The organism is Ruoffia sp. FAM 26255 (assembly GCF_045528525.1).
In the GTDB taxonomy this organism is placed as follows: domain Bacteria; phylum Bacillota; class Bacilli; order Lactobacillales; family Aerococcaceae; genus Ruoffia; species Ruoffia tabacinasalis.
Map to the genome: position 1 here is coordinate 37,073 of NZ_JBGQQX010000006.1, position 14,862 is coordinate 51,934.

The 14,862-nt window shown below is 35.6% G+C and carries 14 protein-coding genes; 5 read left to right on the forward strand and 9 right to left on the reverse strand.

Going from position 1 to position 14,862, the window contains the following annotated elements; translation table 11 throughout:
- Positions 1 to 25 precede the first annotated feature (25 nt).
- Positions 26 to 1,156 carry a class I SAM-dependent RNA methyltransferase gene (locus ACEN31_RS02225; protein WP_407108497.1) on the forward strand — a complete coding sequence of 377 codons (1,131 nt, stop codon included), beginning with the start codon at positions 26 to 28 and terminating at the stop codon, positions 1,154 to 1,156.
- A gap of 65 nt (positions 1,157 to 1,221) precedes the next feature.
- Here the strand turns inward: ACEN31_RS02225 and ACEN31_RS02230 are convergent, their stop codons facing one another.
- Positions 1,222 to 1,668, reverse strand: coding sequence for a ribonuclease HI family protein (locus tag ACEN31_RS02230; protein ID WP_407108499.1), 447 nt, complete (start codon positions 1,666 to 1,668; stop codon positions 1,222 to 1,224).
- 37 nt (positions 1,669 to 1,705) lie between these two features.
- On the opposite strand from ACEN31_RS02230, the gene ACEN31_RS02235 reads away from it, so the two are divergent.
- Complete coding sequence (locus ACEN31_RS02235; protein ID WP_407108500.1) at positions 1,706 to 2,671, forward strand: hypothetical protein; 966 nt, start codon at positions 1,706 to 1,708, stop codon at positions 2,669 to 2,671.
- Positions 2,672 to 2,779: 108 nt separating this feature from the next.
- Here the strand turns inward: ACEN31_RS02235 and ACEN31_RS02240 are convergent, their stop codons facing one another.
- On the reverse strand, positions 2,780 to 3,178 hold the full coding sequence (locus ACEN31_RS02240; RefSeq protein ID WP_197103985.1) for a DUF2187 family protein: 399 nt from the start codon (positions 3,176 to 3,178) through the stop codon (positions 2,780 to 2,782).
- Between the two features lie 85 nt (positions 3,179 to 3,263).
- On the reverse strand, positions 3,264 to 4,166 hold the full coding sequence (locus ACEN31_RS02245; protein ID WP_407108501.1) for a diacylglycerol/lipid kinase family protein: 903 nt from the start codon (positions 4,164 to 4,166) through the stop codon (positions 3,264 to 3,266).
- Positions 4,167 to 4,361: 195 nt separating this feature from the next.
- On the opposite strand from ACEN31_RS02245, the gene ACEN31_RS02250 reads away from it, so the two are divergent.
- Complete coding sequence (locus ACEN31_RS02250) at positions 4,362 to 5,336, forward strand: rhodanese-related sulfurtransferase (protein WP_407108502.1); 975 nt, start codon at positions 4,362 to 4,364, stop codon at positions 5,334 to 5,336.
- A 31-nt stretch (positions 5,337 to 5,367) separates the two neighbouring features.
- Positions 5,368 to 9,081: a transglycosylase domain-containing protein gene (locus ACEN31_RS02255; RefSeq protein ID WP_407108503.1), complete on the forward strand. Its 3,714-nt coding sequence runs from the start codon at positions 5,368 to 5,370 to the stop codon at positions 9,079 to 9,081.
- A 266-nt stretch (positions 9,082 to 9,347) separates the two neighbouring features.
- Here the strand turns inward: ACEN31_RS02255 and ccpA are convergent, their stop codons facing one another.
- The 3 genes from ccpA to ACEN31_RS02270 all read right to left on the reverse strand — a co-directional run bounded on the left by ccpA (position 9,348) and on the right by ACEN31_RS02270 (position 11,701).
- Positions 9,348 to 10,358: a catabolite control protein A gene (ccpA, locus tag ACEN31_RS02260; RefSeq protein ID WP_407108504.1), complete on the reverse strand. Its 1,011-nt coding sequence runs from the start codon at positions 10,356 to 10,358 to the stop codon at positions 9,348 to 9,350.
- Between the two features lie 223 nt (positions 10,359 to 10,581).
- Positions 10,582 to 11,082, reverse strand: a complete 501-nt coding sequence (locus tag ACEN31_RS02265) for a YtxH domain-containing protein (RefSeq protein ID WP_407108505.1) — start codon at positions 11,080 to 11,082, stop codon at positions 10,582 to 10,584.
- A 28-nt stretch (positions 11,083 to 11,110) separates the two neighbouring features.
- On the reverse strand, positions 11,111 to 11,701 hold the full coding sequence (locus tag ACEN31_RS02270; protein ID WP_407108506.1) for a DUF948 domain-containing protein: 591 nt from the start codon (positions 11,699 to 11,701) through the stop codon (positions 11,111 to 11,113).
- 187 nt (positions 11,702 to 11,888) lie between these two features.
- On the opposite strand from ACEN31_RS02270, the gene ACEN31_RS02275 reads away from it, so the two are divergent.
- A complete protein-coding gene (locus ACEN31_RS02275; RefSeq protein WP_407108507.1) occupies positions 11,889 to 12,755 on the forward strand; it encodes a mechanosensitive ion channel family protein in 867 nt (288 codons plus the stop codon).
- A 39-nt stretch (positions 12,756 to 12,794) separates the two neighbouring features.
- Here the strand turns inward: ACEN31_RS02275 and ACEN31_RS02280 are convergent, their stop codons facing one another.
- From ACEN31_RS02280 to racE, 3 genes are read right to left on the reverse strand one after another with little or no spacing between them, the layout of a single operon-like run.
- Positions 12,795 to 13,313 (reverse strand): YfcE family phosphodiesterase, encoded by a 519-nt coding sequence (locus tag ACEN31_RS02280; protein WP_407108508.1) that lies wholly within the window; start codon positions 13,311 to 13,313, stop codon positions 12,795 to 12,797.
- Positions 13,291 to 13,908 (reverse strand): XTP/dITP diphosphatase, encoded by a 618-nt coding sequence (locus ACEN31_RS02285; protein WP_407108520.1) that lies wholly within the window; start codon positions 13,906 to 13,908, stop codon positions 13,291 to 13,293. The genes ACEN31_RS02280 and ACEN31_RS02285 overlap by 23 nt, the downstream gene beginning before the upstream one ends.
- Complete coding sequence (racE, locus tag ACEN31_RS02290) at positions 13,898 to 14,740, reverse strand: glutamate racemase (RefSeq protein ID WP_407108509.1); 843 nt, start codon at positions 14,738 to 14,740, stop codon at positions 13,898 to 13,900. The genes ACEN31_RS02285 and racE overlap by 11 nt, the downstream gene beginning before the upstream one ends.
- Positions 14,741 to 14,862: the final 122 nt, after the last annotated feature.

The window sequence follows — 14,862 nt, forward strand, 5'->3', positions numbered from 1 at the left end:
CGTAAATAATATTGGAGTGAAAATTATGAAAACTTATTCGTTATTAGCAACTGCAGCGGCTGGAATTGAAGCGCTCGTTGCTCGAGAATTAAAATCATTCGGTTACGAAACTCAAACTGAAAATGGACTGGTTCGTTTCGACGGAACAGCAAAAGATATTGCCTACGCGAACCTTTGGTTACGTACTGCAGATCGTGTAAAGATAATCTTTGGTGAATTTGACACAAAAACATTTGACGACTTATTCAATCAAACGTATGACTTACCTTGGGAAGATATTCTTCCAATGGATGCAGAATTCCCAGTGAGTGGAAAATCAATCAAATCAACGCTACACAGTGTTCCTAATGTGCAACGTATCGTCAAAAAAGCAATTAGTAAACGTCTGATGGACTTCTACCATCGTCGTACTGACTTACCAGAAACAGGTGCGCTCTACCCGATTGAAGTAGCTATTAGAAAAGACCACGTCATGTTAACTTTAGATACAAGTGGTTCAAGTTTATTCAAACGTGGATACCGTGAACATAAAGGAACGGCTCCAATGAAGGAAAATATGGCAGCAGCGCTAGTTATGTTAACAACTTGGCATGATGACCGTCCTTTATATGACCCAACTTGTGGTTCAGGTACAATTCTTATTGAAGCAGCTTTAATGGGACATAACATTGCCCCTGGTTTGAAACGTGAATTTGCTGGTGAAAAATGGGACTTAATGAATGAACATACGGACATCTGGGACAAGACGCGTCAAGAAGCCAAAGAAGCGGCTGATTACGATAAAGAATTACAAATCTACGGTACTGATGTTGACGGACGTATGATTGAAATTGCGAAGGAAAATGCGCGTGAAGCAGGTGTGGGTGACTCCATCGAGTTCAAACAAATGCAATTATCTGATTATCGCCCAACAACTGATTACGGGATCTTAATTTCTAACCCTCCATATGGGGACCGTATGTTATCAGAAGAAGATGTCCAAAACATTTATCGCCAAATGGGTGAGTTATATGAAACGATGCCTACTTGGAGTAAATACATCATCACAAGTGATGATAAATTCGAAGATTTTTATGGTAAGAAAGCTACTAAAAAACGTAAATTATATAATGGCCCATTGAAGGTAACTTATTACCAGTACTGGGGAACGAAGTAACTCATACCATTGTAAATTAACAAAAAAGCTTGTTGACTGGCGACTTGCCAAATCAACAAGCTTTTTCATAATTGCTCTAATTCTAATTCGGAATATCTTATATCCTTTGCTATCTTCCCTTCTTTCCTCAATGCTTGCCTAGCTAAAGAATCTGCGCCGCGATTTTGAGCTTCAGGAATCCAATTAGCGAAAAATGTAGGTGAATCATTCATTATTCTTAATATATAATCGAGTAACTTTTTATATTCTTTATTCTTAGCGAATTTTTTGTCTATGGATTGGATGACAATTTTACTATCTGACTGATACATGATAATCTGATTGATATCAAGATGTGTTTTAACAAAGTTTAAAGCACCGATTAATGCTAAAAACTCAGCCACATGGTTATCTACGACTTCAGATATATGTATCTTAATTAATTCTTGTTGTTTACCATGATTGATTTGGATTCCGATGCCAGACTCTTGAGTTTTAGGATTAAAAGCAGCATCTGTACTTATTTTTATCATTTTTAACCTCTTATTCTTTTTATGAAAGGAACTGACTATGACTGATATCACACCAATGCCTAATAATGCTGAAAATTATTATAGAAAAGCAAGCAACGCACTAGAAAACAACCAATTCAATAAAGCGATTCATTACTTAGAAAATAGTTATAATCTTGAATCTAACCCACTCGTTTTTACTGAATTAGTTAAATTATATATTGCTTTTAACAAGCAAGAACAGCTAACTAAATTATGGGAACAGGACCAATTTACATTGGATTTTATCTCACAATCCGCAGAGCTAACAAGTTTGTATGCCCAATCTCTACCGATTATGAGCCCAACGAGCGAAAGTTTAAATAAATTATATCAATTAAGAGATTTAATTCAAAGCTCAACTGCGACAACTGAATTGAATAAAGCCATCGCAACTATTTCGGATTTATTAAATGTAAAACAAGAAATAAATGCTTTAACAACTGAAGAAAGAATTGAGGCATATGCGAAACAGTTACTAGAAAAGTCCTATTTTGAAGTCTTATCTAAATTAAAACTCGTTTATCAAACTGATTTAGACAAGAATTTACCTCTTCTCAAAGCACTTCTAAATGATGAAAATCTTTTGAATTTTATTAAAAATGACATCTTACATTATATAATTATTAATGGTGAGTCTTTAGACATTGACTATACGTGGCTAAATGTAGAGAAGCATATCCAAACAGACCAGTTAAAGCCTTATACGAGTACCGACTTTTATCAAAAAGGCACACGGATTATCGAGGATTATTTCTCACAAACGGATCCACATTTTGCTAAACAAATTTTAGAATTGTTCAATTTGCATGCGATGGTTTTTTATCCTTTTTATAATGATGCTATTTCAGATCCACAAAAATGGTTAAACTATACATTATTACAATTCGGCTTAGAAAATGACATGATTGACATTCTTACAGAACAGGAAAAGGAGTATTACCAACTTGCTCAAGACGAATTAGCACAATTATTCCAAGCGTAAATAAAGAGGCCTTCCAAAATAAATGGATGGCCTCTTTACTTATACTCTATCTAAATCTTAAAGAAATAAATTAAAAACATGCCTGACGATATTCAAGGCATGCCTTTATTAATTTGTCGTCTTTACTTCTTCATATTCGAACATAACATCTTCGTCTTCCGCTTGCTCTGGAAGCGATACAAACGATTCAATATCTTTGAAGTTTACAATTGTACGGTCTTCGCAAATATCACGCATCGTAATATCAGATTTACTCCAATATATCTCAACAACGGCACTATTAGTTAATAGTTTGATAATTATTCCGGTCATCTTACTATCTCTGAATTTAAATTCGATCTGATTACCTACTTCAGGACGAATTTTATCCTTTACACTCTCAATCTTAACAAGTCCTTTTTCGTAATCAACATCTAATATTGTTGCGATACGGGATTTGCTAGTACCTCTTCTTAGTTCACGCTCGATAATCTTACGTTCACTTGCTGTTACGTTTTCTGCACTCACGTTAATTCCCTCTTTCCTTGTTGACCTTAACGCTCACTAATACAATTATAACGTATTTTCAAATATATTGCTCACAATATGCTTTTTAGCTTTCGCCTGTAATTAAAACGTCAATCGCTTGACTCAAAATCTCAATCTCTAATGGTAATTCTGGACCGTTATCCCCGTCAACATTAATAGTAATTGATTCATTATTGATTGACTCAATTTTGAATTTCGTGTCAGATAATCTGAAGATATTATCTGCATCTATATTTGATAACCCAACCTCAAGTCCTGCTCGAATCGTATTAATAGGTGTATGTCCTTTAATTGCTGATAAGTAACCTTTACCGTCGTTGTAGTTGGCTCCTGGAATCATAAATTCAACACCACCAATACTATTCGTTAAACCAACAAATAGTAAGTTTGTTTTAATTTCTGTGGTAGTCCCATCTGAAGCTGTCACTCGAACTTCATAACCTTTATCGGTAAAGAAAGCCTTCATCCCGTCTCGAACATAAGCAAGAACTCCAAAACGATTCTTATCATCTGAATCTGTCGTCATTACTTGCTCCGCAATCGGTCCTAATGCAATCACATTTATAAACACGCGATCGTTTACTTTTCCAACATCTAATTTATCGATCGAAACAGTTTTAAAGTCTTCAATCGCTTTTTCTGCGTTCATTTTATATCCCAATGCACGTCCTAAATCATTAACCGTCCCCATTGGAACAAAGCCAAATACCGGCTTATCTTGAGCTTCAATAATTCCATTTACCGTTTCTGATACCGTACCATCGCCACCTAAGCAAATGACTGTGTCAAATCCCTCTTTTGTTGCATTTTTACTCCATTTTGTTGCATCGAATTCTTCTTCAGTAATTTTTATCTCAACGTTTGATTGATGATAGTCCTCAAGAACATCTTTTAATTTTTGAGCATACTTTTCTCCAAGTCCTTTTCCTGCAACTGGATTTGTAATTAACAATACATTTTTCAGCATAAAATTCACCATCTTTGTGATTTATTTATTATTATCTAAATAACATTATAGCAATTTAGATAATAATTCACATCTATAATATGATTTTTCTATTACATTTATATGAATTTTAGCTAAAACCTGTTACCATTCTTGATTTAATAGTATAATATATATTCAGAAAACTGTAGTATGCAACTACAAGGAGGAAAAATAATGAAGAAAGAATTTAAGGTGTTATTATACTATAAATACGAGACAATTGATGATCCTGAGCAGTTTAGAGAAGAGCATTTAGCTTTTTGTAAAAAAACTGGACTAAAAGGACGTATTTTAGTTGGAACTGAAGGTATTAATGGAACTGTTTCTGGTACAATCGAACAAACAGAGAAATATAAGGAATTTTTACATTCTCTTCCAGGCTTTGAGGACGTATGGTTCAAAGAAGATCCTGCTGATGACTACGCTCATAGTAAAATGTTTGTGCGTGTACGTGAAGAAATCGTTTCGTTAAGGTTAGAAGATGACATCGATCCACTAACAACAACGGGTAAACATTTAAAACCAAAAGAATTCTGTGAAGCGCTTGAAGACGAAGATACCATTGTATTAGATACACGTAATGATTATGAATATGACTTAGGTCACTTTAAAGGTGCGATTCGTCCTGAAATTCGTAACTTCCGTGAATTACCTGAATGGGTAGTAAACAACAAAGAGAAATTCATGGACAAAAAAGTCGTTGTTTATTGTACAGGTGGCGTACGTTGTGAGAAGTTCTCTGGTTGGATGCTTCGCGAAGGTATCGCAACAGAAGTTGGCCAATTAGAAGGTGGAATTGATACATACGGTAAAGACCCAGAAACTCAAGGGGATTTATGGGAAGGTCAAATGTACGTCTTTGATGAACGTATCTCAGTACCAATTAACCGCGTATCACCGACTGTTGTTGGTAAAGATTACTATGACGGAACGCCTTGTGAACGTTATGTAAACTGTGCAAACCCAGATTGTAATAAACAAATATTAAGTTCAGAAGAAAATGAAGCAAAATATGTCCGTGGATGCTCACCAGAATGCCGTCGTCATCCGCGCAATCGTTATGTAAGCGAGCATAATCTTTCAACTTCTGAATGGCAAAACCGCTTAGAAGCCATTGGAGAATCTTTAGAGAATACCGAAACGGCTTAATAATAAATTTTAAAAGGAAGATGGTGAATCAATGACTGATAAACATTCAAAAAATAATTCTAATGAAAATAAGTTTTTTGATATTTCATTTGACGAGCCAATTGAAGATAGCCACTCAAATCGTAAAGTTCCGTCTGAAGATACTAATGAATCAAATAACCATCCCTCTTCTAATAAGTGGGATAACTTTTATGATGATTTTCAAGAGGAACAACAAGAACGCTATTCTGATATTCGGAAGGAAAACTCTTCTAACTCGAACTTTAATCAAGAAAATACATCACCCGATAATAAAATTCATCCGAATAAATCAAATCTAATGATAAACCGTTCAATTAAACGGGTTCAAAAGTTATTTAGCGAAACAAATGAAGCGCCCTCTTCTACTTATTCAGATATTAAATCAGCGAAAAGCCGAGATTTAAATGAACGAGCCAAAAGAGCCTCTCTTCACACAAGCAATATTCCGTTAAGAGATGATGCAATCAAACGAAATATTGTAAGAGAACGCAGAGAATCAGAACTCAATGATCAGCTTTATTCAGATAAAAGTGGCTATAAGCCAGACTTTTCATTATCTGATACAGAAGATAATAAAGAAGAGCCGTTGAATAATAATAACTCAACACACAATGCGGCTTCTGATCTCCCAAGTCCTGATCGATTATTAGCTGAACGGGAACGACGTCGTAAAGAAAGAATCGCACAACTTGAAGGTATGAGTTCTGATAAAGAAATTGAAGATTCGTATCAATCAATGAAATCATCGTCATCTTCAACTGATGATGACAATCGTGAGGATTCTAAGGAAATTGAGAACAAACCCATTGTTCCAGTAATGCCTACACCTAAAGTTACAGAGCCCGATTCACTTGATGATGAGGCGAATGTACCAGATTCTGAGTCTCTTATTCAAACAAATGACGTTGACGATGTTGAAAAGCAAGCTATAACAGATGATGAAGTGCAATCTGAAAGTAAGCCGGATGCACACTGGGCTGATTCAATGGATTCAATTCATGTGTTCAATCCTGAGGGTGAAACTGCATCAGCCGCTCCTCTAGGACAAAGCATTGAAAATCCCGCAGGAGCTGCGACATTAGCTGGCGGAGTTGTTGCAAGTACGGACTCTGAGGTTGAAACTGGTGAAGAAGCAGTTGATCCTAAAAGAGAAAAACGTCAAAGTAAAAAAGATAAATATTCACTAAAAAACTTTTCATTAAAAGACAAAACATTTTTTGGAATAAACGTAACTTTTAATGTTATCAAACGATTAATTATGTCTTTAATTATTATTATCGTCTTAGCGGGAGCACTAGTTGGTGGTACTGGTATCGGATTCTTTGCGAATCTTGTAGCAAATACGCCTCCTCCTACTGAACGCGAGATGGCGGAACAGATTAATCGTCTAGAACAACAAAGTACATTGTATTATGCTGACGGAAACCCAATTGCCAATGTCCGGACAGATATTGTTCGTTCTATTGCAAATCTAAACGATATTTCAAATTATATTGTCGATGGTTTTATTGCAACTGAGGATGAATATTTTGCAGAACATCCGGGAATTGTTCCAAAAGCATTGCTTCGTGCTGTACTTCAAACTTTCTTAACAGGTTCAGGTACAGGGGGGTCAACGCTGACTCAGCAATTAGTTAAGCAACAAATGCTAACCAATGATGTAACTTTCTTTAGAAAAGCGAATGAAATTCTATTAGCTTTAAGATTAGAAAACTATTTTACTAAAGAAGAAATATTAACGTCTTACTTAAATGTGTCTCCTTTTGGTAGAAATAACAACGGAGATAATGTGGCTGGTATTGTAAAAGCAGCCGAGGGTATTTTTGGTGTAGCACCTGAGGATGTTACTTTAAATCAAGCCGCATTCTTAGTCGGTCTTCCTCAAGACCCGTATACTTATACTCCTTACGATCAAAATGGAGAAATCCGTGACGAGGCTTCCCTTCAATTTGGTATCGAACGAATGAATGAAGTTTTATATCGTATGTATCGTGAAGAGAAAATTACAAAAGATGAGTATGAAACAGCCATTGCTTATGATATTACTCAAGATTTCTTGCCACCCGAACCCCGTGAAGAAATTCGCCAATCATACTTATATCAAGCGGTTATGAATGGTGCCATTGAGGAACTTATGTTATTAAACATTCAAGACGATGGATACTCATGGAAGCAAGTCTATAGTGATGACGAATGGTACAATGAATATTACTTTGCGGCTGAAGAACAGTTACGTACTGGAGGTTACCGCGTATATTCTACAATCGATAAAGAAATTTATGACCAACTCCAAGAGTCAGCTAGAGCCTATGAGGATCAGCTTGGTGCGGTTTATGATGGTGTCTACACTGACCCTGAGACTGGTGTGGAAACATACTATGTGGAAGAAGTTCAAACTGGTTTAGTTGCAATTGATAACAATACAGGTGCGGTCCTTGGATTCGTAGCGGGAACTGATTTTGAGAATAACCAAATTGACCACGCATTCCAAATGCGTCGCTCACCAGGTTCAACCATTAAACCGATGGCCGTTTATGGACCTGCGGTGGAGAACAATATCATTAACCCTTCTACAGTTATTCCGGATACAGCTTTTGTAGAAACTTATGAAGATGGTTCAACTTGGGCACCAACGAACTATGGTAGTGTTGTGAGTGATACATTAATGACCGCTCGAACTGCCCTATTAAGATCAGATAATATACCTGCAGTTCGTATTTATGACGAATTACGTTCTCAAGGTATTCCAGTGATTGATTATCTAGAGCGTATGGGCTTCAATACGATTGACTCATATACTGAAGAAGATACGAATAATTTAGCATTCTCTCTAGGTGGTGTAACTACTGGTCCTACCGTTCTAGAGGAGACTCGAGCTTTCTCTACGTTCGCTAACGGTGGAGAATACGTAGACGGTCACTATATTGAACGTATCGAAGATGCTTTTGGTAATGTAGTATTCCAACAAAACGAAGCACCAACACGCGTGTTCTCAGAAGATACAAACTATATCATGGTTGACATGTTACGAGACACTATGACCGAAGGTACAGGACGTACAGCGAATGAATACATGAATGTCCCAGGAGATTGGATTGCAAAATCAGGTATTAGTGAAAACTCTAAAGATATTTGGTTTATTGCTTCTACCCCATCGATTACGATTGGATCTTGGATTGGATATGATTCAAGATATGCTGATTATACGATTGATGTTAATGATGGTTTTGACCGCGAAAGTGTTCGTAGTCAGATCTATTGGTCCCGAATTGTTAATGATCTATACGAACTCCGTCCTGAAATTTTTGGAACGGAAGAAACCTTTGTTCAACCTGATTCTGTTCGTGAACAAACTGTTCTAGAACAAACAGGAACTCTACCTGGTAGATTTACATACAATGGTAATACATATCAATTAACAGGACCGACGAAGACGGAGTTATTCAAGGTTTCTAACCCTGCCCCTGAGTTAACCTTTGACTTTATGTTAGGAGCTACTGAAGAAGATCTTGCTCGATTCTGGAATAATGTTCGTTCAACTCAAGAACAACAAAGAAGGCAGCAACAGCAGCAGCAACAATCATCCCAAGAAAGTGATGAAAGTAACGAAGGCGATGAAAGTAATCAGGATGAATCTAATGAAGATGAAACAACAGAGAATCCAGATGAAAATAATGACTCAAGTGATGAGGAACAACCGGCAGAATCGACACCGGAAGGTTAATTATCAAAAAGGCACTGAGGGCTACTTTACTAGTAGTTTTCTCAGTGTCTTTTTATTATTGTTTTTCTTAAGTATTATAGTCCGTTTTAACGACTTAATGCCCTATTTAAGGGTGATTTTAATTATTTAACCTTTTATCTAATATGAAGACAATTAGGCTGTCATAGTCAATTTTTATTGTTTAAGCCCTCAAAATACTCAAAAAATTGAAAAATCCCGCTAAACTGTTAATCAACAATTTAGCGGGATTTTTATTTCATTACTATTTAATTTTCATCTTTGTGCAATGTTGAACCACGGTGTTTAATCTTATACGGTAAAATTACTTGTTTCTCTTCAACTTCTTCATTACTCATAATTTTAGTTAACAGACGCATCGCAACTGCACCAATATCATATAATGGTTGTTGGATACTTGTTAATTTTGGTCGTACAATTTCAGTAACGATTGAGTTATCACTAGTAATCACTTCTAAGTCTTCTGGTACTTTAAAGCCAGCGTCTAAAGCAGCGTTCATTAATGCAGCAGCAAATGTATCTTCTTTAACGATAACACTATCTGCCTTAAGGGTTTGTAATTCTTCTAATACTTTATCCGCATCCGTATATCGTAGTGCTTGTTGGATAACTAAGTCTTCATCAAACTCTACACCTTTTTCTTCATATGCAGCTTTAAATCCTTCTAAACGGTGTTGAGACGTTAATAATTCTGGCTCATCTGTCACTAAAACAACACGACGTCCATGTTCTAATAATTCTGCTGTGATTTCTTTTGTAGCAACCGTGTGATCAATATTCACACTGTAATATTCTGGGTTGTCAACTAAAGTACCAGCAAAAACAACCGGTGTTGATGTACGTTCGATTTCTTTACGAATAGACTCTGAAACATTTTGTCCCATAAAGATAATTCCATCTACTTGATTGGCAAGTAATGTATTAAATACTTGTACTTCCTTCTCTTGACTCTCATCAGAGTTTGCTAAGATAATGTTATATTTGTACATTGACGCAATATCGTCTATTCCTCGAGCTAAAGATGAGAAGAATAAATTCGTTACACTCGGTAAAATAACTCCAACTGTCGTCGTTTTTTTACTTGCTAAACCACGAGCTACGGCATTTGGTCGATAATCTAATCTTTCAATAACCTCTGAAACCTTTTTGCGTGTACTAGGTTTAACATTCGGATTACCATTGACAACACGAGATACCGTTGCCATAGAAACCCCTGCTTCACGAGCGACATCATATATTGTAATTGTTTGTTTTTCCATAGGGCTAACCTTCTTTCAAATAAGTATCTACTTGTTGTAAATTTATCACAATTCATTTTTTATTGCAAGCGTTTTATTTCCAGTGAATTACGATTTCAGCAATGTTTTTATGAAAATGATATAAATATACCCAAGACTCCATGTTCCTATATTTTCATGAAAATGTCAATAAAAAAATGTGAATAATACATTAAATTAATGTATCATTCACATTGCTAATTTATTATTTATTTACTTCATTTTTCACGGTATCAACTGCGTCTTCAGTTGAAGCTTTTACGTGTTGTGTTGAGTCACTTACATCGTCTGCTAAGTCTTCAGCTTCAACAGTAATTGTATCTCCTAAGTCCTCTGCATCTTCTTTTAATTTTTGTGCATCTTTACTTAATTCATCTTTGGATTCGTTCATGTCGCTTTTTACACGATTCCATTCTGTTGATGCTTCTTGCCGAATATCGTCAAATTGAGATTTAAATTGATCCGCTGAATCTTTTAGATTTACTTTAATATCTTCAGTTGTTTCATAGGCAGCATCATATAATTCAACACCACGTTCTACTGCATAGTCTGTATATTCCCCAGCACTATCTAAAAACTGGTCAACTTCTACAGCAATATCACGACGTAGCTCTTTCCCTGATTTTGGTGCGTATAATAAAGCAGCAATTCCTGCTACTGAAGCGCCAAATAATGCTCCTAAGAAAAATCCTCCATTTTTACTCATTCAAATCATCCTTTCTATTATCATTCTTTTAGTTTTTTATTGTTATTTCTCCAGCTGTCTTTGATGCTGGTTTATTTTTAATATCAAATAATTCTGATTCATATAATTCTTTTTCTAATGAATCTACCGTTGGTACAGGTGGTTTTGGTTTAGTCACCGGACGATTCGACGTTTCTGTTCTGGGTGATGGTGCCGCTTCTCCTGCTGAAGGTCGTTTGCGTGCTACTCCCTTAGCTGAATTTACAAATTTTTCAATCGGTGATTGGCGTTTCTTTCCTACACCTTTCAATAAATTTGAAGTCATATTTTTAGTTGAATCATTTAAATCAGATACCGAAGTACCTAAATCTCCGATAGCAACAAATAATGGATCTGTTTTACTTAATTTACCATTTACATCGTCAACTAACGTATTCGCTTTGTTCAATAACCCCTCAACTTCGATCGATAGATTATCTACGTCTTTTGTCACGACATCAATAGTAGTATTTAGTTTTGCCACCGTTTCGTTTACATCTTTTAAAATTTGTGATAATTTTGATAAATTTAAACAAATAAATACAACTAATACCACAAATGCAAGTGCTGCAATAATTCCAGCTAATTCTCCTATTGTCATACTTCTAACTCACTCCTTCCCTGTTCTTATAGGATAAATATATCATTTTTAAGGATATTGTACAAATAATTGGATACTTATAAAGTGAGTTTTTTTACAAAATATTTTTGAAGCGTCTTTCTAATCATGCAAAAAACTATTTAAATCATTCTAATTCTGTTATATTTTAGTAAAGGAGTGTGATAATTTGGCAATCGGACAATTAAACTTAGAAGCAATTCTAAGGAATTTTATGCCAGAAGAAACATCTGAGAATATTATTTATTTTGGAACAATATTATTACGTTTAATAATCATTACGATTATTTTTTTAGTCGTGAAATACATTATCGAATCATTCTTTGATGCGAACCCTGCAGGTCGTATTAGCATTAGAGGAAAGCAATCACCCCAACGAATTAAGACTATTAATACCTTACTTCGTAACTTTTCAATGTATATTTTATACTTTCTATTTATATATTATTTACTCACAGCTTTAGGTTTTCCTGTTGGAACGTTATTAGCTGGTGCTGGGATTGCTGGGGTTGCGATTGGTCTTGGTGCCCAAGACCTGATCAATGATATGATTAATGGTTTCTTCATTATCTTTGAGAATCACTTTGAAGTGGGAGATTTTGTGCAAATTCCAGCGGAAGAAATTACTGGTACAATTGAGGATGTTGGTATACGTACAACAACCATTCAGGCAGCTAGTGGGGATAAGTTTTATATTCCCAATAGTCTAATTACAACGGTTAACAATAAAAGCCGTAGTACGCGTCAAGTTACGATTGAAATCCCAGTAGCAGACGAAACTGAATTTAAAACTTTTGAAGCAGAAATGGAAGATATAACTCAAATGATTTATGAAAAATACAATGAAGTCATGCGCGATGAACCTTCCATTGTTGGTTTTGTTCGAGGAGTTGATCAAACATTCAATTACCGTATTGCTTTTACTGTAGCAACGGGAGAAGATTATATGCATACAAGTATTTTCTATCGTGAATATTTATTTGCTCTACAAGAACAAGATTTCAAAATTCCAAGTTCTGTTTACGACGAAACATAATAAAAAAATGCGATGAGCTTAAAAACTCATCGCATTTTTTTATCTTGGATAGGTGTGTGTTAATTCTTCTAGTAGTTTCATATCCTCATCATAGAACGTCACTTCATATTCATCTTTAGTTACATTAACAATCGCATATGTTTTATATGGATGAATCCCTCTTGAATTATTTAAACTACCTGGATTAACTAATAGTAATTCATCATCAATCAATTCACTCTTTAATTGATGCGTGTGACCATGAAACACAAAGTTCGCTCCGCGCTCTTTAGCTAATTCAATGACAGAGCTGTTTGTACGATTAACACTTTGAACGTGTCCATGTACTAAGTACACTTTTCCTTCTGGTGTGTCGATGATTTGTTCCATTGGATAATATTGATTCCCGTCCATATTCCCTTCTACGGCACCATCAATTAATTCCCAAATAGAATCATCTTGTTCGAACTCTGAATCACCTAGATGGAAGATATAATCCACTGTTGGTCTGACTTCTTTAACAATGTCATATACTTTTTTCCAACGTCCGTGATTGTCACTTAAAATCATCATTTTCATAAATATCCAGCTCCTTCATCCATTTATCTATTTTTTTCTTTAATTCTTGCATTGCTTTCGCTCTATGACTTATTTTATTTTTTTCTGTCAGGATCATCTCTCCAAATGTCTTTTCTTTCTCAGGATAATAAAATAATGGGTCATAGCCGAATCCATCGTCGCCACTTAATTCTTTGAGAATATAACCTTGAGCTTTTCCTTCAACCACTAGACTTTCATTATTTGGATAAGCTAATACTAATACCGATTGAAAGTATGCCTGGCGGTCTTCCCCTTCAAAACTTGCCATCTCGGTTAATAATTTCTGATTATTTAGTTGATCATCTTTCGGTTCGCCGCTGTATCTTGCACTATATACCCCCGGTTCGCCGTTTAATGATGGAACAACTAAGCCTGAGTCATCGGCTAAAGCAATGACCTGTAATTCATTGGCAATTGTTTCAGCTTTCAAACGCGCATTTGCTTCAAATGTTGTTCCAGTTTCTTCAACTTCTTCAACGTCAGGGTAATCTAATAATGATTTTACTTCGATATCAGTGTTTTTGAACATCTCTTTAAATTCTTTTATTTTCCCTTGATTATGACTAGCTATCATAACGATCAACGATAATCTCTCCTTTTATATCACATTCTTGAACTTTGAGTTCGGGTTGCTTTAACCATTGACGGGCGAATGTTTCAAATTCCGAAGCATTGCCTGTCGTATAAATTGCTTGCGTTGCTGGTGTGAGTGCTGCTTCTTCTGCGGTACGGCTTAAACTAAAGTAATCGAGTAAGGTACTCACTTCATTAATCGTTTCAACCCCAGAATCAATCAAAGTAACCTCTGGTCCCATGACCTTTTGAATCTTGTCAATCAGTAAGGGATAATGTGTACATCCTAGAACAAGGCTATCTACTTTCGCCTCTTTTAAGGGTTCTAATCGATGATTTATAATATCAAGAGCTTCGTCCGTTTCAATATTTTGAGACTCAACGAGTTCAACAAATTCAGGACAAGCGATACTCGTAATATTGAGTGTGTCAGCTTTTTCAAGCATCACCTCTTCATACATATTACTATTAATTGTTCCTTGGGTTCCGATAACACCGACGTGTCCGCCGGTCGTATTCTTAATAGCTGTACGACAACCAGAATGAATCACACCAACAACTGGAATAGCTAATGTTGCTCGAATCTCTTCTAACGCAGCTGCTGTCCCTGTATTACAAGCAATGACAAGCATTTTGATGCCCTTTTCGCGTAAGTAATTCGTCATCTGCCATATATATCGTTTAACTTCTTGTAATGATCTCGGCCCATAAGGTGCACGTGCACTGTCACCTAGATAGATGATTGATTCATTAGGTAGTTGTTTTAAACTCTGCTTTACAACCGTTAAACCACCAAACCCTGAATCAATAAAGCCAATGGGTAATTCTTTCATACTTTCATCTCTTTTCTAATAGTACCGTATTAATAATATCGCATCGATATTAAGTGGAGTGAATAAATCGCTCCGAAAGTAAACAAATAATTATTAACTTATAGTATAACGCTGATTACAAA